This is a genomic window from Pseudomonas sp. NY15435, assembly GCF_048068295.1.
GTDB lineage: Bacteria > Pseudomonadota > Gammaproteobacteria > Pseudomonadales > Pseudomonadaceae > Pseudomonas.
In genome coordinates, this window is sequence record NZ_JBLUQA010000001.1 from 130,379 (window position 1) to 154,503 (window position 24,125).

At 65.4% G+C, this 24,125-nt stretch carries 20 protein-coding genes; 11 read left to right on the forward strand and 9 right to left on the reverse strand.

What is annotated here, in order from left to right:
• Positions 1–37: 37 nt before the first annotated feature.
• Positions 38–580, reverse strand: coding sequence for a DUF2780 domain-containing protein (locus ACNFH5_RS00620; protein WP_416743486.1), 543 nt, complete (start codon positions 578–580; stop codon positions 38–40).
• Between the two features lie 286 nt (positions 581–866).
• On the opposite strand from ACNFH5_RS00620, the gene mdtD reads away from it, so the two are divergent.
• Complete coding sequence (gene mdtD / locus ACNFH5_RS00625; protein ID WP_416743488.1) at positions 867–2,303, forward strand: multidrug transporter subunit MdtD; 1,437 nt, start codon at positions 867–869, stop codon at positions 2,301–2,303.
• Here the strand turns inward: mdtD and ACNFH5_RS00630 are convergent, their stop codons facing one another.
• On the reverse strand, positions 2,304–2,816 hold the full coding sequence (locus ACNFH5_RS00630; RefSeq protein WP_416743489.1) for an ATP-dependent zinc protease: 513 nt from the start codon (positions 2,814–2,816) through the stop codon (positions 2,304–2,306).
• Between the two features lie 111 nt (positions 2,817–2,927).
• Positions 2,928–3,137 carry a cold-shock protein gene (locus ACNFH5_RS00635; RefSeq protein WP_017520182.1) on the reverse strand — a complete coding sequence of 70 codons (210 nt, stop codon included), beginning with the start codon at positions 3,135–3,137 and terminating at the stop codon, positions 2,928–2,930.
• 323 nt (positions 3,138–3,460) lie between these two features.
• Between ACNFH5_RS00635 and dbpA the strand changes: the two genes are divergently transcribed.
• On the forward strand, positions 3,461–4,837 hold the full coding sequence (gene dbpA / locus ACNFH5_RS00640) for an ATP-dependent RNA helicase DbpA (protein ID WP_416743490.1): 1,377 nt from the start codon (positions 3,461–3,463) through the stop codon (positions 4,835–4,837).
• Between the two features lie 205 nt (positions 4,838–5,042).
• Entirely contained in the window at positions 5,043–7,238 is a 2,196-nt protein-coding gene (gene yccS / locus ACNFH5_RS00645) for a YccS family putative transporter (RefSeq protein ID WP_416743491.1), read from the forward strand.
• Positions 7,239–7,343: 105 nt separating this feature from the next.
• On the opposite strand, the gene ACNFH5_RS00650 is transcribed toward yccS, so the two are convergent.
• From ACNFH5_RS00650 to rpmE, 6 genes are all read right to left on the reverse strand, one after another.
• Positions 7,344–8,078, reverse strand: a complete 735-nt coding sequence (locus ACNFH5_RS00650) for a substrate-binding periplasmic protein (RefSeq protein WP_416743493.1) — start codon at positions 8,076–8,078, stop codon at positions 7,344–7,346.
• Positions 8,079–8,140: 62 nt separating this feature from the next.
• Complete coding sequence (locus tag ACNFH5_RS00655) at positions 8,141–8,914, reverse strand: phosphatase PAP2 family protein (RefSeq protein WP_416743495.1); 774 nt, start codon at positions 8,912–8,914, stop codon at positions 8,141–8,143.
• Between the two features lie 180 nt (positions 8,915–9,094).
• Entirely contained in the window at positions 9,095–10,363 is a 1,269-nt protein-coding gene (locus ACNFH5_RS00660) for a malic enzyme-like NAD(P)-binding protein (protein WP_416743497.1), read from the reverse strand.
• A 103-nt stretch (positions 10,364–10,466) separates the two neighbouring features.
• Positions 10,467–11,918, reverse strand: a complete 1,452-nt coding sequence (locus tag ACNFH5_RS00665) for a M48 family metalloprotease (RefSeq protein ID WP_416743498.1) — start codon at positions 11,916–11,918, stop codon at positions 10,467–10,469.
• Positions 11,915–12,667 (reverse strand): thermonuclease family protein, encoded by a 753-nt coding sequence (locus tag ACNFH5_RS00670; RefSeq protein ID WP_416743500.1) that lies wholly within the window; start codon positions 12,665–12,667, stop codon positions 11,915–11,917. The genes ACNFH5_RS00665 and ACNFH5_RS00670 overlap by 4 nt, the downstream gene beginning before the upstream one ends.
• A 76-nt stretch (positions 12,668–12,743) precedes the next feature.
• The gene (rpmE, locus tag ACNFH5_RS00675; RefSeq protein WP_024766509.1) at positions 12,744–12,959 is read right to left on the reverse strand and encodes a 50S ribosomal protein L31; all 216 of its coding nucleotides are present in this window, start codon (positions 12,957–12,959) and stop codon (positions 12,744–12,746) included.
• 175 nt (positions 12,960–13,134) lie between these two features.
• On the opposite strand from rpmE, the gene ACNFH5_RS00680 reads away from it, so the two are divergent.
• The 8 genes from ACNFH5_RS00680 to phaZ all read left to right on the forward strand — a co-directional run bounded on the left by ACNFH5_RS00680 (position 13,135) and on the right by phaZ (position 23,862).
• The gene (locus tag ACNFH5_RS00680) at positions 13,135–15,396 is read left to right on the forward strand and encodes a primosomal protein N' (RefSeq protein WP_416743502.1); all 2,262 of its coding nucleotides are present in this window, start codon (positions 13,135–13,137) and stop codon (positions 15,394–15,396) included.
• A 186-nt stretch (positions 15,397–15,582) separates the two neighbouring features.
• On the forward strand, positions 15,583–17,322 hold the full coding sequence (gene argS / locus ACNFH5_RS00685) for an arginine--tRNA ligase (protein WP_416743504.1): 1,740 nt from the start codon (positions 15,583–15,585) through the stop codon (positions 17,320–17,322).
• Positions 17,323–17,328: 6 nt separating this feature from the next.
• Positions 17,329–18,141 carry an SPOR domain-containing protein gene (locus ACNFH5_RS00690; RefSeq protein WP_416743505.1) on the forward strand — a complete coding sequence of 271 codons (813 nt, stop codon included), beginning with the start codon at positions 17,329–17,331 and terminating at the stop codon, positions 18,139–18,141.
• Between the two features lie 144 nt (positions 18,142–18,285).
• Positions 18,286–18,822 (forward strand): ATP-dependent protease subunit HslV, encoded by a 537-nt coding sequence (gene hslV, locus ACNFH5_RS00695; RefSeq protein ID WP_017520170.1) that lies wholly within the window; start codon positions 18,286–18,288, stop codon positions 18,820–18,822.
• Positions 18,823–18,850: 28 nt separating this feature from the next.
• The gene (gene hslU / locus ACNFH5_RS00700; protein WP_138525370.1) at positions 18,851–20,191 is read left to right on the forward strand and encodes an ATP-dependent protease ATPase subunit HslU; all 1,341 of its coding nucleotides are present in this window, start codon (positions 18,851–18,853) and stop codon (positions 20,189–20,191) included.
• A 92-nt stretch (positions 20,192–20,283) separates the two neighbouring features.
• The gene (locus ACNFH5_RS00705) at positions 20,284–20,655 is read left to right on the forward strand and encodes a gamma-butyrobetaine hydroxylase-like domain-containing protein (RefSeq protein WP_413352283.1); all 372 of its coding nucleotides are present in this window, start codon (positions 20,284–20,286) and stop codon (positions 20,653–20,655) included.
• A 526-nt stretch (positions 20,656–21,181) separates the two neighbouring features.
• Positions 21,182–22,861, forward strand: coding sequence for a class II poly(R)-hydroxyalkanoic acid synthase (gene phaC, locus ACNFH5_RS00710; protein WP_416743508.1), 1,680 nt, complete (start codon positions 21,182–21,184; stop codon positions 22,859–22,861).
• Positions 22,858–23,862, forward strand: a complete 1,005-nt coding sequence (gene phaZ / locus ACNFH5_RS00715) for a poly(3-hydroxyalkanoate) depolymerase (RefSeq protein ID WP_416743509.1) — start codon at positions 22,858–22,860, stop codon at positions 23,860–23,862. The genes phaC and phaZ overlap by 4 nt, the downstream gene beginning before the upstream one ends.
• Positions 23,863–24,125: the final 263 nt, after the last annotated feature.

The following is a 24,125-nucleotide window of genomic DNA, read 5'->3' on the forward strand; positions in this document are numbered from 1 at the left end:
GAGCGCCGCGCGGCGGTTCCGCGCCGGCCGGCGGATATCAGGCGCCGGTGCCCCAGAGGCTGCCCAGGGTACCGAGCAGGTCGCTGTTGGCGCCCTGCTTGCCGAGGTAATCCAGCAGCACGCTGGAGAATTTGCCGGTCATGTCCTGGTCCATGCCCAGCGCACCGAATGCCTTGCTCACATCGCCCATACTGCTGACGTTACCCAGCAGGCCGCTGGAGGCGCCGCCACCGAGGTTGCCGAGTTGCCCGCCGAGGCCGCCCAGGGCGTTGCTGCCGGTGAGCTTGTCGAGGCCGGGAACGGTCTTGGCCAACTGCGAATAGTCTGCGGTGCTGAGCTTGTTCTTCGCCAGGCCGAGCAGCGCGCCGGTACCGCCGAGCGCCTGTTCGTCGCTGACGCCGAGCTGGCCGGTGAGGGCGCTGAGCAGGCCGCTGGTCTGCGGCGTGGAAGCGACCCGCGAGGTATCGGATCCGGTCGCGCCGGACACCGCCTTGGCAGCATCGCCCAGGTTGAAGGCAAACGCGGAGGAAGCCGCCAGCAGCGCGGCCAGTGCGAGGGTGACACGGGGTTTGACGGACATCGCTGTCTCCTGGGGGTACCGGACGCCATATCGACCGGGCGCGAGGGCCATTGTTCCGCCATGGCGGGTGCTGCAAAGGAAAAGCGCGGCTTGGTCACAACGTCGACAACGACCGATTCCGCAGAGCAGCGACGGGGAACTCCCTCGCCACCTCGTGCCAAAAGCCCATTCGAACAATCAATCCGGCTGATCGCAGGGGAAGATCGTCTCACCCTGTCGCGGCGTTTTTCCCCGCGATCGCCAAAGTTTCCCTAAGCTAGAGCCATCCCCGCCCGACGGACCGACCATGAGCGACCCCTTCATCCTTACGCCCCGCGTGGCCCGCCTGCTGCCCTGGCTGGTGGCCATCGCCTTCTTCATGCAGGCCCTGGACGGCACCATCCTCAACACCGCACTGCCGAGCATGGCCCGCTCGCTGGAAGAGGACCCGCTGCGCATGCAGGGCGTGGTGATCGCCTACCTGCTCACCGTGGCGCTGCTGATCCCTTCCTCCGGGTGGATTTCCGACCGCTTCGGCACACGCCGGGTGTTCCTCTTCGCGATCTTCCTGTTCAGCTTCGGCTCGTTGCTCTGTGCCTTGTCACCGAGCCTCGGCACGCTGGTCGGCGCCCGCGTGGTGCAGGGCATCGGCGGCGCGCTGATGATGCCGGTGGGGCGCCTGGTGATCCTGCGCGTGTACCCGCGCACGGAGCTGGTGCGCATCCTCAGCTTCGTCACCATCCCCGGCCTGCTCGGCCCACTGGCGGGCCCGACCCTCGGCGGCTGGCTGGTGGAGTACGCCAGCTGGCACTGGATCTTCCTGATCAACCTGCCCGTGGGACTGGTCGGTTTCATCGTCGCCCTGCGCCTGATGCCGGACCTGCACGGCGTACGCGCGACGCGCTTCGACTCGATCGGCTTCCTGCTGTTCGGCGGCGCCATGGTGCTGATCACCATCGCCCTGGAAGGCCTCGGCGAGTTGCACATGCCCCACGTGCGCGTGGTCCTGCTGCTGGTGGGCGGGCTGGTGCTGCTGGCGGCCTACTGGCTGCGTGCGCTGAAGATCGAGGCGCCGCTGTTCCCGCCCTCGCTGTTCCAGACGCGCACCTTTGCCGTCGGTGTACTGGGCAATCTGTTTGCGCGCCTGGGAAGCGGCTCCCTGCCCTTCCTCACGCCACTGCTGCTGCAACTCGGCCTGGGCTTCAGTCCGTCGAAGGCGGGCATGACGATGATCCCAATGGCGCTGGCAGCGATGGTGATCAAATCGCTGGCAAGACCGCTGCTGGACTGGTTCGGCTACCGCAGACTGCTGGTGGGCAATACCCTGCTGCTGGGCGCGATGATTGCCAGCCTTGGGCTGGTCAACCAGGAAACGCCCTACGCACTGCTGCTGGTGCAGTTGGCGTTGCTGGGCGGCATCAACTCGCTGCAGTTCACCGCGATGAACACCCTGAGCCTGATCGACCTGCGCGACGACAACGCCAGCGCCGGCAACAGCCTGCTCTCGGTGGTCATGCAGCTGTCCATCGGCATGGGCATCGCCTGTGCCGCAGCGCTGCTGGGCGGGTTCAGCGGGGACGTCGAAAGTGCGCAGGGCGACGTGCTGTCGGCCTTCCATGCGACCTATTTCAGCGTTGGACTGTTGTCCATGCTGGCGGCAGCGATCTTCTTCCAGCTGAACGCCGACGACGGCCGCACCACGCCGCGCCGGGTCGATCCGGAGACCGATGTCACCGAGCACTGATCAGGGTTTGCAGGTGGGCGCAACAGTCTGGGTCTTCGACGCGTCCACCGCGCCCAGGTGTTCCAGGGTACGACGGCCCAGCAGCACCGGGTAATCCAGCGTCTGGCGGTCACGCAGGGTGAACTGCTCGCGGTAGACCTTGCCGCCCAGGCACACGTCCATCAGCACGACCGGAGCGCGCTCAACACCGCTGGCGGTCTTGAACTTGAGGACGCGCTCGACGCGCCGCTCGAAGGGCAGACGCTCCTCCTTGCCGGTGGCAGGGTCGGTCAGCATTACGTCGTACTGCACCCAGCGCTCGCCGTTCTTCTTGATCCGGGCGATGTTGCGCGCATCCATTACCGAGGTCTGCGCTCCAGTGTCCAGCTTGGCCTTGAGTGGCGCCTGCTCGGGCATCAGCGTGAGCGCCTCCACCCAACCCCAGGTAGTGGGCTGCGCGGGCGCGTCGGCGGCAAGGGCACTGCCGGATACGAGCAGGCCGGCGAGCAGCAGGCGGAAGGCGGGTGATGGCATGGATGGCGACTCCGGAAAATCGATGGCGGCACGGTGGGCAATAAGAACATAGGCAATAAAAAACCCCGGATGTTTCCACCCGGGGCTTTTTTTGGCTGACGCCAGGGGATCTTAGATCACCTGTACGCGCTCGGCCTGCATGCCTTTCTGGCCCTGCACGACTTCGAAGCTGACTTTCTGGCCTTCGGCCAGGGTCTTGAAGCCGTTACCTTCGATAGCGCGGAAGTGTACGAACACGTCCGGGCCGCTTTCCGGGGTAATGAAGCCGTAGCCTTTGGTCTCGTTGAACCACTTGACGGTGCCGTTCTGACGATTCGACATGGTGTTCTCCTTGGAACGTACTTTTTGAAAATTAGCCACGAATGGCCAGGAACTGAGTTGCAAGGAGTTACAAGGAGTCGAGCAGGACGGGGTGGAATAACCGACCGCATCAGGTCACGATCGACGGCGACCCATGCAAACACAGTGCGGAAACTCTACGACAAATATCTGCGGAAAGCGAATCTCTTAAAAAAACCGTTCATCACTGCCTGAAGAAATTCTGACGAGCGGCCTCAAACCCTTGCCATATCAGCTTCTCAGCCCTCCTGAGGGTGCTCTCCTGCTACACTGCGCGGCCATATGGATTCACCCGGGCTCCCTTCGTGACCACCTCTGCATTTTCCAGCCTCGCGCTGTCGGCCGACCTGCTGGCCAACCTCGACTCTCTCGGTTATCGCGAGATGACGCCGATCCAGGCCGCCGCCCTGCCGGCAATCCTCAAGGGTCGCGATCTGATCGCCCAGGCCAAGACCGGCAGCGGCAAGACCGCGGCCTTCGGCATCGGCCTGCTCAGCCCGCTGAATCCGCGCTATTTCGGCTGCCAGGCACTGGTGCTGTGCCCGACCCGCGAGCTGGCCGACCAGGTCGCCAAGGAAATCCGCCGCCTGGCCCGCGCCGCCGACAACATCAAGGTGCTGACTCTCTGCGGCGGCACGCCGTTCGGCCCGCAGATCGGCTCCCTGGAGCACGGCGCCCACGTAGTGGTCGGTACGCCGGGGCGGATTCAGGAACACCTGCGCCGCGGCACCCTGAAACTCGATGGCCTGAACACGCTGGTACTCGACGAAGCTGACCGCATGCTCGACATGGGCTTCTACGACAGCATCGCCGATATCATCGGCCAGGCACCGGCACGCCGGCAGACCCTGCTGTTCTCTGCCACCTACCCGGATGGCATCGGCCAGTTGGCGGCTAAGTTCCTGAAGAACCCCGAGCGCGTGGAAGTGGAAGCGCTGCACGACGACAGTCAGATCGAACAGCACTTCTACGAGATCGATCCCAAGCAACGCCTCGATGCCGTCGTACGCCTACTTCAGCATTTTCGCCCGCAGTCCTGCGTCGCTTTCTGCCACACCCGTCAGCAGTGCATGGAAGTGGTGGAGCAGCTCAGTGCCCGCAAGATTTCCGCCCTGGCCCTGCACGGCGACCTGGAGCAGCGCGAGCGGGACCAGGTGCTGACCATGTTCGCCAACCGCAGTTGCAGCGTGCTGGTGGCAACCGACGTGGCCGCACGCGGGCTGGATATCGCCGCGCTGGAAGCGGTGATCAACGTCGAGCTGTCGCGCGATGCGCAGGTCCACGTCCACCGCATCGGCCGCAGCGGCCGCGCCGGCGAGAAGGGCCTGGCGCTGTCACTGGTCACCCCCGCCGAAGCCAGCCGTGCCCAGGCCATCGAAGACCTGCAGGGCTCGCCGCTGAACTGGGAACGCATCGATTTCCTCAAGGCCAACGACACTCCGCTGCTGCCGCCGATGACCACCCTGGCCATCGCTGGCGGGCGCAAGGACAAGCTGCGCCCCGGCGACATCCTCGGCGGCTTGACCGGAGACGCGGGACTGAAAGGTACCCAGGTTGGCAAGATCGCCATCTTCGACTTCCAGGCCTTTGTCGCCGTCGAGCGCGATGTGGCCAAGCAGGCGCTGAAGCACTTCAACGAAGGCAAGATCAAGGGCCGCTCGTTCAAGGCGCGCATCCTCTGAACTGATCTTCCGTAGGAGCGAGCTTGCTCGCGAACGGCGTTTACCGGCTACCTCGATGCCATGCGGTTCGCGAGCAAGCTCGCTCCTACAAAGAGCATTCCGCCAAGGCTGGCAAGCAAGTGCAGCTGCGTGTCGCGCTCGCGATAGCCGCGCCCGGAGCGATCCGCTAGTCTGAGCAGCAGACATCCGGAAGTCCCGCACGCGCATGCTCTCCTCCCCACTGCTCCAGTCTCTGCGGCGCCTCTGGGCGCTGGACAAGTTCGCCTACAGCCTGCGGGTGTTCGTCGCCCTCAGCGGGGTCATGCTCGCGTGCTGGCTGCAGGGCCGGCCGGAGCTGGTGATCCCGCTGTTCCTCGGCGTCATCGCCAGCGCCCTGGCGGAAACCGACGACCATTGGCTCGGCCGCCTGCAGGCACTGCTGGTGACCCTGGCATGTTTCAGCATCGCCTCGCTGGCGGTGGAACTGCTGTTCCCCTATCCGCCTCTGTTCGTCGCCGGGCTGGCGCTCTCGACCTTCGCCATGACCCTGCTCGGCGCCCTCGGCGAGCGCTATGCGGCGATCGCCTCAGCCACACTGATCCTGTCGATCTACACCATGATCGGCGTCGACCAGCGCGGCGGCACGCCGACCGACTTCTGGCGCGAGCCGCTGCTGTTGGTAGCGGGCGCGGGCTGGTATGGCCTGCTCTCGGTGCTGTGGAACGCACTGTTCGCCAACCAGCCGGTGCAGCAGAGCCTGGCGAAACTGTTCCTCGAACTGGGCGAGTACCTGAAGATCAAGTCGACCCTGCTGGAGCCGCTGCGCCAGCTCGACGTCGAAGCCCAGCGCCTGGCGCTGGCGCGGCAGAACGGCCGCGTGGTGGTGGCGCTCAACCAGGCCAAGGAAACCATCCTTGCGCGCCTGTCCCACGGCCGGCCAAGCCCGAAGATCAGCCGTTACCTGAAGCTCTACTTCATCGCCCAGGACGTCCACGAGCGCGCCAGTTCCTCACACTACCCGTACAACCAGCTCGCCGAAGCCTTCTTCCACAGCGACGTGCTGTTCCGTTGCCAGCGCCTGCTCAACCAGCAGGGCAAGGCATGCAAGGCACTGGCGAAAGCGATCCAGCTGCGCCATCCATTCGACTACAACGACAGCGAACTGGCCCTGGCCGATCTCAATGCCTCGCTGGAATACCTGCGCCAGCAGGGCAATCCGGCCTGGCGCGGACTACTGCGCTCGCTCGGCGCACTGGCTGCCAACCTCACCACACTGGACCGCAAGCTCAGTGGCGCAAGCAACCCCGACGCACTGGACGATGAGCAGGACAGCACGCTGCTGGACCGCTCACCACGCTCGTTCAAGGATGCGCTGGAGCGCATCCGCCTGCAGGTTTCGCCGACGTCGCTGCTGTTCCGCCACGCCTTGCGCCTGTCGCTGGCACTGGCCGCCGGCTACGGCATGCTGCATCTGATCCACCCGACCCAGGGCTACTGGATCATGCTCACCACGGTGTTCGTCTGCCAGCCGAACTACGGCGCCACGCGCATCCGCATGGTGCAGCGGATTCTCGGTACGCTGATCGGCCTGGTGGCCGGCTGGGCGCTGATCGACCTGTTCCCCAACCCGCTGATTCAGTCGTTGCTGGCGGTGGTCGCCGGGGTCGCCTTCTTCGCCACGCGGAGCACGCGCTACACCCTGGCGACGGCGGCGATCACCCTGCTGGTGCTGTTCTGCTTCAACCAGGTGGGCGACGGCTACGGGCTGATCCTGCCGCGCCTGTTCGATACCCTGCTCGGCGCGCTGATCGCCGGCATCGCGGTGTTCCTGGTGCTGCCTGACTGGCACGGGCGCAGCCTGCATCGCCTGGTCGGCGGAACGCTGGCCTGCAACAGTCGCTACCTGCGGGAAATCATGCAGCAGTACGCCAACGGCAAACGCGACGACCTCGCCTACCGCACTGCCCGGCGCAACGCACACAACGCCGACGCGACGCTCTCCACCACGCTGTCGAACATGCTGCTGGAGCCCGGCCACTTCCGGAAGGACGCGGAGATCGGCTTCCGCTTCCTGGTGCTCTCCCACACCCTGCTCAGCTACCTCTCGGCCCTCGGTGCGCACCGCAACCAGCTGCCGCCGGATGTGAACGACGACCTCATCACCGAAGCTGCTGAGCGCCTGACCGCCAGCCTCGACGACATCGCCACGCGCCTCAACGAGCGGCGCCCGGTGGCTATCTACAGCGATGAGGAAGACGCGCTGGCCAAGCGCCTGGAAGAACTGCCCGAGGAACAGGACGACGCCCATCGCCTGGTGCAGACCCAACTGGCGCTGATCTGCCGACAGCTCACGCCGCTGCGTACCCTGGCCGCGCACCTGCTGAAGAAAGACATCGGCGCGGAACAGGCCGAAGCCGCCTGATGCCTGATGCCTGGGTAGGAGCGAGCTTGCTCGCGAACGAGCACAACTCCGGAGCTCGGGATGTTCGCGAGCAAGCTCGCTCCTACAGAAAGCTCGGCAAGGTTGCTACAGCCCGTGCTCGCGCATCAAGGCGTCGTAGCTGCCGTCTTCGTGCATCTCGCGGATCGCCTTGTTGAACGCCGCAACTATCTCCGCAGAGTGCGGGTTGTGCCGACCAACCAGGATGTGCAGGCCGTTCTCGGCCAGCGGCACCGGCAGGAATTCCAGCTGGCCCTTGAGCGCGGCGAGGTCGCCATTGAGGTGCACGCGCGCGGTGATCTCGTCTTCCAATGTCAGATCCACGCGCCCGGCCTGCAGCATCAGCGCTGCGTTGACGAAGCTGAACACCGGCACCCGCTGTAGTTTCGGGTCGTTGTTGAACGCCTCGGAATAGGCGTAGCCACGCACCATGGCAATGCGGTACGGATAGAGATCGGCCAGCCTGGCGAAGGTAATCGGAGAGCCCTGGCGCTTGATCAGACGCACGCGGTTGACCAGGTAGGGCTCGGAATAGAGAGCAAAGGCCTCGCGCTCCGGCGCATACCAGGCGTCCGCCACCAAGTCGTACTCGCCGTTCGCCACGCCGTGCAGCACTCGCGGCCAGGGCACCTCGATGTATTCACTGGCATAGCCGGCACGCTTGAGGGCGGCTTGTACCAGATGCACCGCCACGCCATTGCCCGGCAGCTGGCGGCCCGCGTAGGGCGGCCAGGGGTCCGCAGCGATGCGTAGCACGTCCCCAGCCCGCGCCGCGCTGGAAACGCACAGGAACAAGAGAATCAGCAGCAGGCGCAGCGGCATCGAGGGCGTCGTCCGGAGAGAAGCCTTCAGACTAGACGCTGCCCACGGCGCCGCGCCAATCCTCAGAACAGCATGGCCGCGCGCAGGCTCATGCCACCGCCGGTTTCCGGGACCACCGCCAGGTTGTAGCGCTCGCTTTCCGGCCCTTCGAGGAACAGGTTGTAGGTGAAGTTGGCGAAGAAATTACCCACCGCCATGCCCACCAGCACGTCGGTGGGGTAGTGCTTGTCCCCTTCCACGCGCGACAGTGCGGTCAGCCCGTCGAGGGTGTAGAGCCCGGCCTTGGCGGTGTAGCGCCAGGTTGGGTCCATGTCGATATAGTCCAGGTTGCGACGGGTGAAGCTGTTGTGCACGGCCGTCACGGCGGTGTGCTTGGACGGGAAGGAGTCATCGGGAATTCCGTCCGGTCGCTCGCGCCCGGACCATTCCTTGGCCTCCTCGACGAAACCGGTCACCGCGTAACGATCCGCCGCCAGCAGCGTCAGGTTGCGCCCGCGCCAGCTCCATTTCTCCTCGGTGCTCACATCCTTGGGCGAGGCCACCAGGGCGGTGACGACGCTCAGGCCGGTGGCCAGGTTGAGCATGCGGTCGGCGGCCTGGTTGGCGTCGCCGCCGAAGAACCAGTCGTGGTTGCTCGCCGACTTCTGCCACTTGTGGTCCCAGCCGCCCGCGGCGATCACCGCCGCGCCGGCCACCGGTGCCCAGACATCGGCGCTGGTGACGGCGCGCTGCGCCGAGTCCCCCAGCCGATCCCAGCTCATTTGTGGTGCCCCTGCGCAACCGATGAGCGCGGCGCTGGCCGCCAGGGTGGCGACTGCCAGCAAACTCCGATTCATGATGTTCCCCCATGCGCCCGGCCCGCTCCAGGACAGCGGACGCCTCAATGCATGAGCAGGGAAGCATAGTCGGGACGACTCTGAAGGCCCCTGCCTTCAGTCATTAATGGGTAACTCTTCGTTTCACTCAGCGGAAAAAGAAAAACCCCGCCGAGGCGGGGTTTTCCAGGTCAGACGGAATCAGCCTTTGAAGACGTCTTCCACCGACTGCAGCGGGTAATGCTTCGGATACGGCAGGGTCGCCACACCGGTCTCGATGGCGGCCTTGGCCACAGCATCGGAGACAACGGTAATCAGGCGCTTGTCCATCGGCTTCGGAATGATGTACTCACGACCGAACTCGATGGCGCTCACGCCATAGGCGTCGCACACGTCCTTGGGTACCGGCAGCTTGGCCAGGTCACGCAGGGCCAGGGCGGCGGCGATCTTCATTTCTTCGTTGATGCGGGTGGCGCGTACGTCCAGGGCACCGCGGAAGATGAAGGGGAAGCCCAGTACGTTGTTGACCTGATTCGGGTAGTCCGAACGGCCGGTGGCCATGATCACGTCATCGCGGGTGGCGTGGGCCAGTTCCGGCTTGATTTCCGGGTCCGGGTTGGAGCAGGCGAAGACGATCGGGTTCGGCGCCATGCGCTTGAGGTCTTCCTGGCTCAGCAGGTTGGCGCCAGACAGGCCGACGAACACGTCGGCGCCATCGAGGGCGTCAGCCAGGGTGCGCTTGTCGGTCTCGGTGGCGAACACGGCCTTGTACTGGTTCAGGTCGTTGCGGCCGGCGTGGATCACGCCCTGGCGGTCGATCATGTAGATGTTCTCGACCTTGGCGCCCATGCTCACCAGCAACTTCATGCAGGAGATGGCGGCAGCGCCGGCGCCCAGGCAGACGATCTTCGCGGACTCGAGCTTCTTGCCGGCGATTTCCAGGGCGTTGAGCATGCCGGCGGCGGTCACGATGGCGGTGCCGTGCTGGTCATCGTGGAAGACCGGGATGTCGCACTGCTCGATCAGCGCGCGCTCGATCTCGAAGCACTCGGGTGCCTTGATGTCTTCCAGGTTGATGCCGCCGAAGGTGATGGAAATGCGCTTGACGGTATCGATGAAGGCCTGGGGGCTCTCGGCGTCGACTTCGATGTCGAATACGTCGACACCGGCGAAGCGCTTGAACAGCACGCCCTTGCCTTCCATGACCGGCTTGGAGGCCAGCGGGCCGAGGTTGCCCAGGCCGAGAATGGCGGTGCCGTCGGAAATGACCGCGACCAGGTTGCCCTTGCCGGTGTACTTGAAGGCCAGTTCCGGATCACGCGCGATTTCGCGCACCGGCTCGGCGACGCCCGGGCTGTACGCCAGCGACAGGTCGCGGGCGGTGACGGTCGGCTTGGTCAGCTCGACGCTCAGTTTACCGGGGCGGGGTTGGGCGTGATATTCGAGGGCAGCGGTCTTGAGATCAGACATTTGGGCACTTCCGCTTTTGTTGCTTGTTGGACAGACGGGGGCCCGAGCATACGCACAAACCCCGCACCTGCCAAGGTAGCCCAAGCCCCTGCTGTCAAGACCTCTAGCGTACGACTTTCAGCCAATCGCCCGATTTTGGCTGACCAGTTGGATACAAGTCATTCAATAAACGTATACGATTTATCGAGTCAGTTTCCGGTCCGGATTCTGCCTTCGCGAACTGCTCGACAGTCTGCCCGGATTTGACCTGAACGACGGCGATCCGGCGAGGTTGCGCAAGTTTCTGCTCGTCCGCACGCATCGGCCGGAAGCTGCGGATGACCTGCATGAAGTGGTCGTCCTCGCTCTCCAGCGAGGCGCGACCTTTGACCACACCGATGAACAGGTAGGCGTGGTCCTTCTGGTAGATCACCGCGGCGCGCCGGGCCGGATTGCCCGGTACCACGCCAGTGGCGACGTCCAGGCCGTTCTGCTGGAAACTTTCTTCGTTCGATAACCGCCCACCAGCGCCCTTGCGCAGGTATTCCGCCGGGGTCAGCTGGCCTTCCCGGGGCACCAGCTTCATGCCGATGTAGGCCTGTTGGTCAGCGGTGTAGCCCACTAGCGCGGTCGGCTGGTTGAGGATGCCCCAGCCGGCCGGATAGGTCAGGGTGAAGTCCAGCTCCGAATGGTAGAAGCTCTGCCCGCGGCGCACGCCACTGGCAGCGGAGTCGCCGAAGGGCATGCCGTCGATTGCCTTCAGGTAACGTTCCGCGCCGATCTCGTGCTGGCTATTGGCAGCCAGGGCCTGCGCGGGGCCGATGACCTGCTTGAGGCGCTGGTCGTTGTCCGGATGGGTATCGAACAGGCCGTGATAGCCGACCGGCTGGGCGGCCTGGCCCTTGCGCGCGGCCTCATCGCGGGCGAAGTCTTCCTGGTTCTTCAGCACTCGCACCACCTGGATCATGGCAGTGGGATCGTAGCCGGCGCGGGCCAGGTACTTGGCGCCCAGGCCGTCGGCCTCCAGCTCCATGTCGCGGCCATAGCCACGCACGAAGGCGGTGCCGAGCACGTTGGTGAGGTCGGCTGCGGCGCCAACGCCGGTGCCGATGGCCACGGCCTGGCCAAGGATGCCCCAGGCACTGGACTGGCTCTGCTGCTTGACGCTATGCCGGGCGGTGACGTGGCCGACCTCGTGGCCGAGCACGGCGGCCAGCTCCGCTTCGGAGCCCAGGTAGGCCATCAGCCCGCGGTGGATATAGATGTAGCCGCCGGGCAGGGCGAAGGCGTTGATGTCGGGGGTGTCGATGACGGTGAAGTGGTACTGCAATTGCGGACGGTCGCCGGCGCGGGCCACGCGCTCACCGACCTGCTGCACGTAGGCCTGCAGCTTCGCATCCTCGTAACGCGGGTACTGCTTGCTGATCTCCTGGCTGTACTTCTGCCCCATCTCCAGCTCGCTCTGCTCGCTCATCATCACGAAGTCAGTCTTGCCGGTGGCGGGGTTGGTGGCGCAGCCGCCGAGAACACTCAGCAGCGCCAGCAGGGTCAGAATTCCGAACGAGCGCAAGCTCATGGCAATACCTCCATCATCGCCGGGTCGGTCACAGGCAGCATCCAGCGCGCCTGTCCGGGTTTCACGCCACCACGCGCGGAGCGGTCGATGACCCAGCCGCGCGCCTCTATCTGCCGCCCCTTGAGATCGCGCAGAGTGGCATCGTCGAACTGCCTGAGCAGCCTGGCTTCGATGCGCAGCACCAGCGGGCCGTCAAGATCGATCCACAGGCCGCCGCGATTGCGTTGCACCTGCTCGACCCGGCCGCGCACCACTGCAAAGCCGCTGTCATGAATCTGTTGCGCCGTCTGCACCGGTGACTGCTTCCACAAACCCAGCTTGGCGCTACGGGCCTGGCGCTCAGCGGCCTGCTGGCAAGCGGTGAGATCCGTATTCGGGGCAATAGCTACAAGGTAGCCCAGGCCCTCGGCGAGCAGACGAGATTCGAGGTTATTACCCAGAGCGTCATAGGCATGGGCCAGGGTGCGGCCGTACTTGTCCTTGCCCTGCCGACCGGCAACCAGACTGACCTCGCCGTCATTGGCGGCCACCAGTTGCTGCAGGCGGCGCTGGGCGGCAACGGCAAAGGGTTCTTCGGAGCGGCCATGATGAGCCAGTTCCGGAGCGTTGACGCCGATCAGGCGGACACTGCGGCCGTCGGCCAGCTTGAGCGTGTCGCCGTCGACCACCCGTGCCACGCGCACCGTCTCGGGCGACGAAGGCTTCGGGCAACCAGCGGCGCTGGCGTCCAGGGAAAAAAGGACGGCCATAAAAAAGGCGCCCACAAGGGACGCCTTTTTCGAATTACCGTGAAAAACCATCGTGGGCCTTTCCCGGAAATCGATCTTACTTCTTGCCGCCGAACATGGCGAAGCGCTGGTTGAAGCGGTCGATACGGCCGCCGGTGTCCAGAACTTTCTGCTTGCCGGTGTAGAAGGGGTGGCACTCGGAGCAGACGTCCAGGTGAATGCCCTTGCACAGGGTGGAACGGGTCTTGATCACGTTGCCACAGCTGCAGGTAGCTTCGATGTCTTCGTACGCGGGATGGATTTCCGGTTTCATGGTCTCTTCCTCTCGGTGGTGTGCCGCCACCCAGTCTCTGGCAGAAGCCGAGCCACGGCCATCAAGGACCGCGGGCGGGATCTTTTACCGGGCACCGCACGCAAATTAAGGGCGTGGATCATACCAGAGATCGCTTTCAACGCAAGATCAGGCATGACCGACCGTCGCATCGCCCATGCTACCATCCAGCGCTCCCCGCCGCCCCGGAATCCGTCGCGTGCCCACACCCTCCATCCTGCGTCTCGCCCTGCCTTCGCCGCTGCGCCGCCTGTTCGATTACCTGCCTCCGCGCGGGGTCGACGTCACACGCCTGCAGCCCGGCGTGCGCCTGCGCGTGCCGTTCGGCCACCGCGAGATGGTCGGCGTGCTGGTGGACAAGGTGGAAAGCTCCGACGTCCCGGCGGACAAGCTGCGCCCGGCCCTGGCCGTGCTCGATCGCGAGCCGCCGATGCCGGCGCACCTGCTGGAGTTGTGCCGCTGGACGGCGCAGTACTACCAGCACAGCCTGGGCGACACCTTTTCCTGGGCACTGCCCAACCTGCTGCGCCAGGGCGACCCGGCCGAGGCGCGCCAACAGCGCTTCTGGCATGCCGAGCCCGGCGCCCGCGAGGAAGACCCGCGCCTGGCCCGCGCGCCGCGCCAGCGCGAGACGCTGAAGATCCTCAAGCAGCACCCCCACGGTGTCGCCCACGACCTGCTCAGCCAATTGCAGATCAACAAGGACAGCCTCGACCTGCTCCAGGAAAAGGGGCTGGTCACACTGGAGGTGCGCGTCCATAGCGTGCCGCCGCACCACGGCCCGTGGCTGGCGCAGGCGGAACTGCCGCTGAACGCCGAGCAACGCGCCGCCTTCGAGGCCGTGCGCGCCGGCTTCGGCAGCTTCCACAGCTTCCTGCTCGCTGGCGTCACCGGCAGCGGCAAGACCGAGGTCTACCTGCAACTGATCCGCGAGGCCCTGGAAGCCGGCAAGCAGGCACTGGTGTTGATCCCCGAGATCAACCTCGGCCCGCAGACCCTGAGCCGCTTCGAGCGCCGCTTCAACGCGCGTATCGCGCTGCTGCACTCGGCGCTGACCGACCGCGAGCGCCTCGATGCCTGGCTCGCCGCCCGCGATGGCGAGGCGGACATCGTCATCGGCACCCGCTCGGCGCTGTTCACCCCGCTGAAGAACCCAGGGCTGATCATCATCGACGAGGAGCACGACGCCTCCTATAAACAGCAGGAAGGCCTGCGCTACCACGCCCGTGACCTGGCCATGGTGCGCGCGCGGCTGGAAAACGTGCCGATCCTGCTGGGCTCGGCCACGCCGGCGCTGGAAAGCCTGCACAACGCCCAGAGCGGCCGCTACGGCCTGCTGCGCCTGACCCAACGTGCCGGCGGTGCGCACCAGCCAAAGTTCCAGCGCCTGGACGTGAAGAGTCTGCCGCTGGATTCGGGCATATCCATGCCGCTGCAGCGTTCAATCAAGGAAACCCTGGCCGCCGGCCAGCAGGTGCTGGTCTACCTGAACCGCCGCGGCTTCGCCCCGACCCTGCTATGCCACGACTGCGGCTGGATCAGCCAATGCCCGCGCTGCGACGCACGGATGACCGTGCACCAGGGCAGCGGCGAGTTGCGCTGCCACCACTGCGACCATCGCGAGCGGCCACCGCGCAACTGCCCGAAATGCGGCACGGTGGACCTGCGCCCGGTCGGCGCCGGCACCGAGCGCGCCGAAGAGCGCCTGCGCATCCTCTTCCCCGATTACCCGGTGCTGCGCATCGACCGCGACAGCACCTCGCGCAAGCACGCCATGCGCGACCTGTTCGCCACCATCAACAAGGGCGAGCCGTGCATCCTGGTCGGCACCCAGATGCTCGCCAAGGGGCACCATTTCCCACGCGTCACCCTGGTGGCCATCCTCGATGCCGATGGCGGGCTGTTCTCCGCCGACTTCCGCGCCAGCGAACGCATGGCCCAGCAGATCGTCCAGGTCGCCGGCCGCGCCGGGCGCGCCGAGGAGCCGGGCCGCGTGCTGATCCAGACCCACCTGGCCGACCACCCGCTGCTGGTGCAGCTCACCGAACAGGGTTACTTCGCCTTCGCCGACCAGGCTCTCACCGAGCGCCGCTCCGCCGGCCTGCCGCCCTTCTCGCACCTCGCGCTCTTGCGCGCCGAGGCGCACAAGCCGGGACAGGCCGAGGGTTTCCTCGACGAAGCCTGTGCCGAAGCGGAGCGCCTGCAGGCCACGCTCGGCCACGACGTGGAACTCCTCGGCCCGGTGCCGGCTCCCATGGAACGCCGCGCCGGCCGCTACCGCGCCCAGCTGTTGCTGATGAGCACCGCCCGCGCGCCACTGCACCGCCTGCTGACGCCCTGGCTGCAGACGCTCGAAGGCATGCCCGGCGGGCGCCAGGTGCGCTGGTCGCTGGACGTCGATCCCATCGATCTGTTCTGACAAACCCTGCCACGACGACGGAACCGTCCTACATTGACTTCCATCAGCCGCGACGGATGGCACAGCGGCGAGACTGAACTTGGAGCGCTCCGCGGTTGGCAAGCCATGCCCGGCCACGGATAATGCGCGGTTCTGAGCCCGATAACCGGTCGCGCGCGCCGGATGCACGCGAGCACGGAGAAAACCATGAAAGACACGATTCGCCACCTGATCCAGCAAGCCCTTGTCAGCCTCACCGAAGACGGCACCCTGCCGGCCGGCCTGACGCCCGACATCCAGGTGGAGAACACCAAGGACCGAACCCACGGTGACTTCGCCAGCAACATCGCCATGATGCTGGCCAAGCCGGCCGGGATGAAGCCGCGCGACCTGGCGACCAAGCTGGTCGCGGCGCTGCCGCAAAGCCCGGAAGTGGCCAAGGTCGAGATCGCCGGCCCCGGCTTCCTGAACTTCTTCCAGGACCAGGCCTGGCTCGCCGCCAGCCTCGACAAGGCCCTGGCTGACGAGCGCATCGGCGTGCGCAAGGCTGGCCCCGCGCAGCGCGTGGTGGTGGACCTGTCCTCGCCGAACTTGGCGAAAGAGATGCACGTCGGCCACCTGCGCTCGACCATCATCGGCGACGGCGTCAGCCGCGTGCTGGAATTCCTCGGCGACACCGTGATCCGCCAGAACCACGTGGGCGACTGGGGCACCCAGTTCGGCATGCTGCTGGCCTACCTGGAAGAACAACCGGTGGATGCCCAGGCCGAACTGCACGACCTGGAAGTCTTCTACCGCGCCGCCAAGAAGCGCTTCGACGAGTCCCCCGAGTTCGCCGACCGCGCCCGTGAGCTGGTGGTGAAACTGCAGGCCAACGATCCCAAATGCATCGCCCTGTGGACCCGCTTCAACGACATTTCCCTGTCGCACTGCCAGAAGGTCTACGACCTGCTGGGCGTGAAGCTGACCATGGCCGACGTGAAGGGCGAGAGCGCCTACAACGACGACCTCGCGCAAGTGGTAGCCGACCTTACCGCCAAGGGCCTGCTGGTCGAGAGCGACGGCGCCCTGTGCGTGTTCCTCGACGAGTTCAAGAACGCCGAAGGCGAACCGCTGCCGGTGATCGTGCAGAAGGCCGGCGGCGGCTACCTCTACGCCACCACCGACTTGGCCGCGATGCGCTACCGCCACAAGGTGCTGCACGCCGACCGCGTGCTGTACTTCGTCGACCAGCGCCAGGCCCTGCACTTCCAGCAAGTGTTCGAAGTCGCCCGCCGCGCCGGTTTCGTTCCGGCCAGCATGGACCTGGAGCACATGGGCTTTGGCACCATGAACGGCGCCGACGGCAAGCCGTTCAAGACCCGCGACGGCGGCACCGTGAAGCTGATCGACCTGCTGATCGAAGCCGAAGAGCGCGCCTACAGCCTGGTGAAAGGCAAGAACCCCGACTTCAGCGAGCAGGACCTGCGCCAGATTGCCCACGCCGTCGGTATCGGCGCGGTGAAGTACGCCGACCTGTCCAAGCACCGCACCAGCGACTACAGCTTCAACTTCGACCTGATGCTGAGCTTCGAAGGCAACACCGCGCCGTACCTGCTGTATGCGTACACCCGCGTGGCGAGCATCTTCCGCAAGCTGGGCAAGGACTATGACGAAGTGGGCGGCAAGATCGTCCTGCAACAGCCGCAGGAAATCGCCCTGGCCGCGCAGCTGGCACAGTTCACCGACCTGCTCAACAACGTCGCCGTGAAGGGTGTCCCGCACATCCTCTGCGCCTACCTGTACGAGCTGGCCGGCCTGTTCTCCAGCTTCTACGAGCACTGCCCGATCCTCACTGCCGAAGACCCGGCGCAACAGGAAAGCCGCCTGCGCCTCGCCGCGCTGACCGGCCGTACCCTCAAGCAGGGCCTGGAGCTGCTGGGCCTGGAAACCCTGGAGCGCATGTAAGCACCCATGGCGAAGAAGAAACCCGCTCCCAAGCGCGGCGCCAGCCGCTACCAGGCCCCGGCCAAGAAGACGTCGGTCCCCGGCTGGGTCTGGCTGGTCGCAGGCCTCGCCATCGGCGGCTTCATCATGTTCCTGATGAAGCTGGAGCCGGGTCGCAACGACGTCAAGCGCGAGAAGCCCGAAGCGCCCAAGACCGTGGTCGGCTCCAACAAGCCTTCCGGCACCGTGCAGCCGCAACAGCCGGCCGCCCCCACCGGGGTGAAGCCCAAGTACGACTTCTACACCCTGCTGCCGGGTTCGGAAGTCGCGGTGCCGCCGGAAGCCGTGCCGCCGCCCGCCAAGCCGCAGCAGCCGGCGACCGTGGTGGCGACCAAGGAAGAAGCCGAAAAGATCGACACCCAGCGCGCCCTGGCGGCGCTGAGCGGGCAGAATCCGCCGCCGCCCGCGGTGGTCAAGCCGGCGACACCTGCCACGCCGCCTGCGACCCAGGTCGCCAGCGCGCAGAAGCAGGCATTGCCGCAGGCTCCGGCCGCCGACACCGCGCCGGCGAAGCCGACCCCGCCGCCGGCCGTGGCCGCAACCCAGTATTACCTGCAGGCCGGCTCGTTCCGCAAACAGACCGACGCCGACCACCTGCGCGCGCAGATCATCATGATGGGCCAGAACGCCCGCGTGGAATCCGGCACGGTGCGCGACGAGACCTGGTACCGCGTCATGGTCGGCCCCTACGGCGACCGCGCCAAGGCTTCCGCCGCGCAGAAGCAACTCGCCGGCAACGGTTTCAGCAACCTGCTGTTACAGCAGCGCCAGACCCGCTGAACCCCGGCCACTCCAAGGCTTGCGCCGACGGGCGGCGCGCGAAATGCGCGCTACTCGTCCGGCGCAGGACTTGAACCCCGCCGTCCTAGTCCCCATCTGACTCTGCATTCGGGCACAACGCCCCGCTAGTGTGGAGTAAGACCCTTGACCACCATCGTATCTGTCCGCCGCAATGGCAAAGTCGTCATGGGCGGCGACGGCCAGGTTTCCCTGGGCAACACCGTGATGAAAGGCAACGCGAAGAAAGTCCGTCGCCTGTACCACGGTGAAGTACTGGCCGGCTTCGCCGGCGCCACCGCCGATGCCTTCACCCTCTTCGAACGCTTCGAGCAGCAGCTGGAAAAACACCAGGGCCACCTGGTGCGCGCCGCGGTCGAACTGGCCAAGGACTGGCGTACCGACCGCTCCCTGAGCCGCCTGGAGGCCATGCTGGCCGTGGCCAACAAGGACGCTTCCCTGATCATCACCGGCAACGGCGACGTGGTCGAACCCGAGCATGGCCTGATCGCCATGGGTTCGGGCGGCGGCTTCGCCCAGGCAGCGGCGCTGGCCCTGCTGCAGAAAGGCAGCGACGACATGAGCGCCCGCGAGATCGCTGAAACCGCGCTGAACATCGCTGGCTCCATCTGCGTGTTCACCAACCAGAACCTGACCCTTGAGGAGCTCGACAGCGCCGTCTGAGCGCTGTCGTTCCGGAGTAGCACGTCAAATGTCCATGACTCCCCGCGAGATCGTCCACGAACTCAACCGCCACATCATCGGCCAGGACGATGCCAAGCGCGCCGTCGCCATCGCCCTGCGCAACCGCTGGCGGCGCATGCAGCTCCCCGCCGAGCTGCGCGCCGAAGTGACGCCCAAGAACATCCTGATGATCGGCCCGACAGGCGTCGGCAAGACCGAGATCGCTCGCCGCCTGGCCAAGCTGGCCAACGCACCGTTCATCAAGGTGGAAGCGACCAAGTTCACCGAAGTCGGCTACGTCGGCCGTGACGTCGAGTCGATCATCCGCGACCTCGCCGATGCCGCGATCAAGATGCTCCGCGAGCAGGAAGTGCAGAAGGTGAAGTACCGCGCCGAAGACGCCGCCGAAGAGCGCATCCTCGACGCCCTGCTGCCGCCGGCGCGCACCACCGGCTTCGGCGATGAGCCGGCACGCGAGGATTCGAACACCCGCCAGCTGTTCCGCAAGCGCCTGCGCGAAGGCCAGCTGGACGACAAGGAAATCGACATCGAGGTCGCCGACATCCCCTCAGGCGTGGAAATCATGGCCCCGCCCGGCATGGAGGAGATGACCAACCAGTTGCAGAACCTGTTCTCCAACATGGGCAAGGGCAAGCGCAAGTCCCGCAAGCTGAAGGTCGCCGAGGCCATGAAGCTGATCCGCGACGAGGAAGCGCAGCGCCTGGTCAATGAAGAAGACCTCAAGGCCCGCGCCCTGGAAGCGGTCGAGCAGAACGGCATCGTCTTCATCGACGAGATCGACAAGATCGCCAAGCGCGGCAACGTGGGCGGCGCCGACGTCTCCCGCGAGGGCGTGCAGCGTGACCTGCTGCCGCTGATCGAAGGCTGCACGGTGAACACCAAGCTGGGCATGGTGAAAACCGACCACATCCTGTTCATCGCCTCGGGCGCATTCCACCTGTCCAAGCCCAGCGACCTGGTGCCGGAACTGCAAGGCCGCCTGCCGATCCGCGTCGAGCTGAAAGCCCTGAGCCCGAGCGACTTCGAGCGCATCCTCAGCGAGCCGCACGCTTCGTTGACCGAGCAGTACACCGCGCTGCTGAAGACCGAAGGCCTGGACATCGAGTTCGCCGCCGACGGCATCAAGCGCCTCGCGGAGATCGCCTTCCAGGTCAACGAGAAGACCGAGAACATCGGTGCCCGTCGCCTGCACACCTTGCTCGAGCGCCTGCTCGAAGAGGTGTCCTTCGACGCCGCCGACCTCGCCAGCGAGCACAGCGACAAGGCCATCGTGATCGACGCGGCCTACGTCAACGGCCATCTGGGCGAACTGGCCCAGGACGAGGACCTGTCGCGCTACATCCTGTAAACGGATCAACGCCACAGCGACGGGGCGCCTCAGGGCGCCCCTTCCTTTTTGCGCGGCGCTACAATGCCGCCATGACCGTTCAGGAGTCACCCATGCACATCCCTTCCGCCATCAAGCTGCACAAGGCCTCCAAGAAGCTTTCGCTGACCTACGGGGAGCAGTCCTACGAGCTTTCCGCGGAATTCCTGCGTGTGCACTCGCCGTCGGCGGAGGTCCAGGGTCACGGCAATCCGGTGCTGCAGGTGGGCAAGCTGAATGTCGGCCTGAGCAATCTGGAACCGGCTGGGCAGTACGCGCTCAAACTGACCTTCGACGACGGCCACGACAGCGGCCTGTTCACCTGGGATTACCTCTACGAGCTGTGCGTGCGCCAGGACGAGATGTGGGCCGACTATCTGGCGCAGCTGGAGAAAGCCGGCAAATCGCGCGACCCGTCGGAGTCCGTGGTCAAACTCATGCTGTAAGTTCATTTCGTAGGAGCGAGCTTGCTCGCGAACCAGCCCAGCCTCGGGGCTGCCGGGTGATTCGTTCGCGAGCAAGCTCGCTCCTACAAAAGCCCCCGCACCGCTCCTACAACTCGTTCGATCTATCCCTCCAGCTCTCCCTGCGCACCAACCTTCGTCGGGCAATCGCTCCAGGGCACGCCATTTGCAACATTCCCGTTGCAGACTGCTGCCTGCGTGTTCGCCGTCAGGGGATTGGCGAGATGCCCCCGCTCTAGGGCGCGTTTTCTAACTTTTCCCGACATACTCCTAGGAGTTGGCCCACGCTGCACCAGCTTGCGCGGCGAAGGAAACTCGGGTAACCAAGGCAGTGCAATGTACGGAGTTACAGTGCACAGAGCGTGGTCACCAGAAGTTCCAGTGATGCCGCCAAGTAGATGAATCGCGTGGAGCTGTCTCCACGTTCCGCAACCCCGAGAAGTACTTGGCCCTACGTCACGAAGGTGAGCCCCGCCAGTATGCGTCTCAGGACAATGGAGCGTCGCCGATGACCCAGAAGAACAACAGCGATCTACCCCAGCAAGCCGCGGAAAATACCCTCGCCCTGAACCCGGTGATCGGGATTCGCGGCAAGGACCTGCTCACCTCTGCCCGGATGGTGTTGCTGCAAGCGATCAAGCAGCCCTTCCACAGCGCCAAGCACGTGACCCACTTCGGCCTGGAGCTGAAGAACGTGCTGCTCGGCAAATCCGACCTGAAGCCGTCGGACGACGACCGTCGCTTCAACGATCCGGCCTGGAGCCAGAACCCGCTCTACCGCCGTTATCTGCAGACCTACCTGGCCTGGCGCAAGGAGTTGCACACCTGGATGGGTGAGAGCGACCTGTCACCCCAGGACATCAGCCGCGGCCAATTCGTCATCAACCTGATGACCGAGGCCATGGCGCCGACCAACACGCTGTCCAACCCGGCGGCGGTCAAACGTTTCTTCGAGACCGGCGGCAAGAGCCTGCTCGACGGTCTTACCCATCTGGCCAAGGACCTGGTGAACAACGGCGGCATGCCCAGCCAGGTGAACATGGACGCCTTCGAGGTCGGCAAGAACCTGGCCGTCACTGATGGCGCGGTGGTGTTCCGCAACGACGTGCTGGAACTGATCCAGTACAAGCCGATCACCGAGAGCGTGCATGAGCGCCCGCTGCTGGTGGTGCCTCCGCAGATCAACAAGTTCTACGTCTTCGACCTGTCGCCGGAGAAGAGCCTGGCGCGCTTCTGCCTGCGCAACCAGGTACAGACCTTCATCGTCAGCTGGCGCAACCCGACCAAGGCGCAGCGCGAGTGGGGCCTGACCACCTACATCGAGGCGCTGAAGGAAGCCATCGACGTGGTCCTGGCCATCACCGGCGCCAAGGACCTGAACATGCTCGGCGCCTGCTCCGGCGGCATCACCACCGTCACCCTGCTCGGCCACTACGCCGCGCTGGGCGAGAAAAAGGTCAACGCCTTCACCCAGATGGTCAGCGTGCTGGACTTCGAACTGGATACCCAGGTCGCCCTGTTCGCCGACGAGAAGACCCTGGAAGCCGCCAAGCGCCGCTCGTACCAGGCCGGCGTGCTGGAAGGCAAGGACATGGCCAAGGTGTTTGCCTGGATGCGTCCCAACGATCTGATCTGGAACTATTGGGTCAACAACTACCTGCTCGGCAACGAGCCGCCAGCCTTCGACATCCTGTTCTGGAACAACGACACCACGCGCCTGCCGGCCGCACTGCACGGCGAACTGGTGGAAATGTTCAAGACCAACCCGCTGAGCCGCTCCGGTGCGCTGGAGGTGGGTGGCACACCGATCGATCTCAAGCAGGTGACCTGCGACTTCTATTGCCTGGCGGGCCTCAACGACCACATCACCCCGTGGGAAGCCTGCTACCGCTCTGCGCGCCTGCTCGGCGGCAAGTGCGAATTCGTCCTTTCCAACAGCGGGCACATCCAGAGCATCCTCAACCCGCCGGGTAACCCCAAGGCACGCTTCATGACCGGCCCGGAACTCTCGGTGGATCCGAAGACCTGGCAGGAAAACGCCAGCAAGCACGCCGACTCCTGGTGGCTGCACTGGCAGAACTGGCTGGCCGAACGCTCCGGCAAAACGCGCAAGGCGCCGACTTCGCTGGGTAACAAAACCTATCCGGCTGGCGAAGCCTCCCCCGGAACCTACGTACACGAACGATGAAAACAGAACTCCTCCCGCAAGCCGGCGCCGTGGACGACGCCAACACTCCAGAATCGTCGACGGCCGTGGAAGTGGCCGCGCCGACGAGCCGGCGCGCGCGCAGCAAACGCAGCGACGAGGAGATCCTGCCGAGCAAGGCGCCGGCGGCGCAGCCCTTCGAGTTCCGCACCATCGAGCTCGACGGGCAGACCATCCGCACCGCCGTGCGCCCGGGCAAGAAACACATGACGCCGCTGCTGATCTTCAACGGCATCGGTGCCAACCTGGAACTGGTCTTCCCCTTCGTCGCCGCGCTGGACCCGGACCTGGAGGTGATCGCCTTCGACGTCCCCGGCGTTGGCGGCTCCTCGACCCCAAGCACGCCGTACCGCTTCCCCGGCCTGGCCAAACTGGCGGCGCGGATGCTCGATTACCTGGACTACGGCCAGGTGACGGCCATCGGCGTGTCGTGGGGCGGCGCCCTGGCGCAGCAGTTCGCCCATGACTACCCGGAGCGCTGCAAGAAGCTGATTCTCGCCGCCACCGCTGCCGGCGCGGTGATGGTGCCGGGCAAGCCGCGGGTACTCTGGCGCATGGCCAGCCCGCGGCGCTATATCCAGCCCTCCTATGGCGTGCACATCGCCCCGGACATCTATGGCGGCGCCTTCCGCCGCGACCCTAAGCTGGCCATGGCCTTCGCCAGCAAGGTGCGCTCGTCGGGCAAGATGGGCTACTACTGGCAACTGTTCGCCGGCCTGGGCTGGACCAGCATCCACTGGCTGCACAAGATCCGTCAGCCGACGCTGATCCTCGCCGGCGACGACGACCCGATCATCCCGCTGATCAACATGCGCATGCTGGCCTGGCGCATCCCCAACGCCGAGCTCCACGTGATCGATGACGGCCACCTGTTCCTGGTGACCCGCGCCGAAACCGTGGCGCCGATCATCATGAAATTCCTCCAGGAAGAACGGCAGCGCGCCGTGATCCACCCCCGCCCGTTCACTCCCAAGGCCAGCTGACGCATCACAGGTTCGTCATAGTTCGAGGGCAAGCTGCCTTGACCGATCGCCGCGCAGGCACTTTTTTTAAAGAGCCGAACAACAAACAGGCGTGTTCACGGGTATCGACACGTAACGCCTGAATCGGGACCTCAACTGCGGCCGCCTGCCCGGGTGTCCGCAGGGCAACCCGGCTGCTGATCCGCTGCCCTGTTTTCGGGCAGTTTTCTCTCGCGTCGATACCCGTGCACATCCCTCGAACCGGCGGCAAGTGTCTGGAACGG

Coding starts and splice junctions, on each gene's coding strand:
- ACNFH5_RS00620 (WP_416743486.1), bottom strand. CDS start 580: ATGTCCGTCAAACCCCGTGTCACCCTCGCACTGGCCGCGCTGCTGGCG.
- ACNFH5_RS00690 (WP_416743505.1), top strand. CDS start 17,329: ATGGCGAAGAAGAAACCCGCTCCCAAGCGCGGCGCCAGCCGCTACCAG.
- ACNFH5_RS00705 (WP_413352283.1), top strand. CDS start 20,284: ATGCACATCCCTTCCGCCATCAAGCTGCACAAGGCCTCCAAGAAGCTT.
- ACNFH5_RS00630 (WP_416743489.1), bottom strand. CDS start 2,816: ATGCCATCACCCGCCTTCCGCCTGCTGCTCGCCGGCCTGCTCGTATCC.
- phaC (WP_416743508.1), top strand. CDS start 21,182: ATGACCCAGAAGAACAACAGCGATCTACCCCAGCAAGCCGCGGAAAAT.
- rpmE (WP_024766509.1), bottom strand. CDS start 12,959: ATGAAACCGGAAATCCATCCCGCGTACGAAGACATCGAAGCTACCTGC.
- ACNFH5_RS00680 (WP_416743502.1), top strand. CDS start 13,135: ATGCTACCATCCAGCGCTCCCCGCCGCCCCGGAATCCGTCGCGTGCCC.
- ACNFH5_RS00635 (WP_017520182.1), bottom strand. CDS start 3,137: ATGTCGAATCGTCAGAACGGCACCGTCAAGTGGTTCAACGAGACCAAA.
- argS (WP_416743504.1), top strand. CDS start 15,583: ATGAAAGACACGATTCGCCACCTGATCCAGCAAGCCCTTGTCAGCCTC.
- ACNFH5_RS00670 (WP_416743500.1), bottom strand. CDS start 12,667: ATGGCCGTCCTTTTTTCCCTGGACGCCAGCGCCGCTGGTTGCCCGAAG.
- phaZ (WP_416743509.1), top strand. CDS start 22,858: ATGAAAACAGAACTCCTCCCGCAAGCCGGCGCCGTGGACGACGCCAAC.
- ACNFH5_RS00650 (WP_416743493.1), bottom strand. CDS start 8,078: ATGCCGCTGCGCCTGCTGCTGATTCTCTTGTTCCTGTGCGTTTCCAGC.
- yccS (WP_416743491.1), top strand. CDS start 5,043: ATGCTCTCCTCCCCACTGCTCCAGTCTCTGCGGCGCCTCTGGGCGCTG.
- ACNFH5_RS00655 (WP_416743495.1), bottom strand. CDS start 8,914: ATGAATCGGAGTTTGCTGGCAGTCGCCACCCTGGCGGCCAGCGCCGCG.
- hslU (WP_138525370.1), top strand. CDS start 18,851: ATGTCCATGACTCCCCGCGAGATCGTCCACGAACTCAACCGCCACATC.
- ACNFH5_RS00660 (WP_416743497.1), bottom strand. CDS start 10,363: ATGTCTGATCTCAAGACCGCTGCCCTCGAATATCACGCCCAACCCCGC.
- ACNFH5_RS00665 (WP_416743498.1), bottom strand. CDS start 11,918: ATGAGCTTGCGCTCGTTCGGAATTCTGACCCTGCTGGCGCTGCTGAGT.
- mdtD (WP_416743488.1), top strand. CDS start 867: ATGAGCGACCCCTTCATCCTTACGCCCCGCGTGGCCCGCCTGCTGCCC.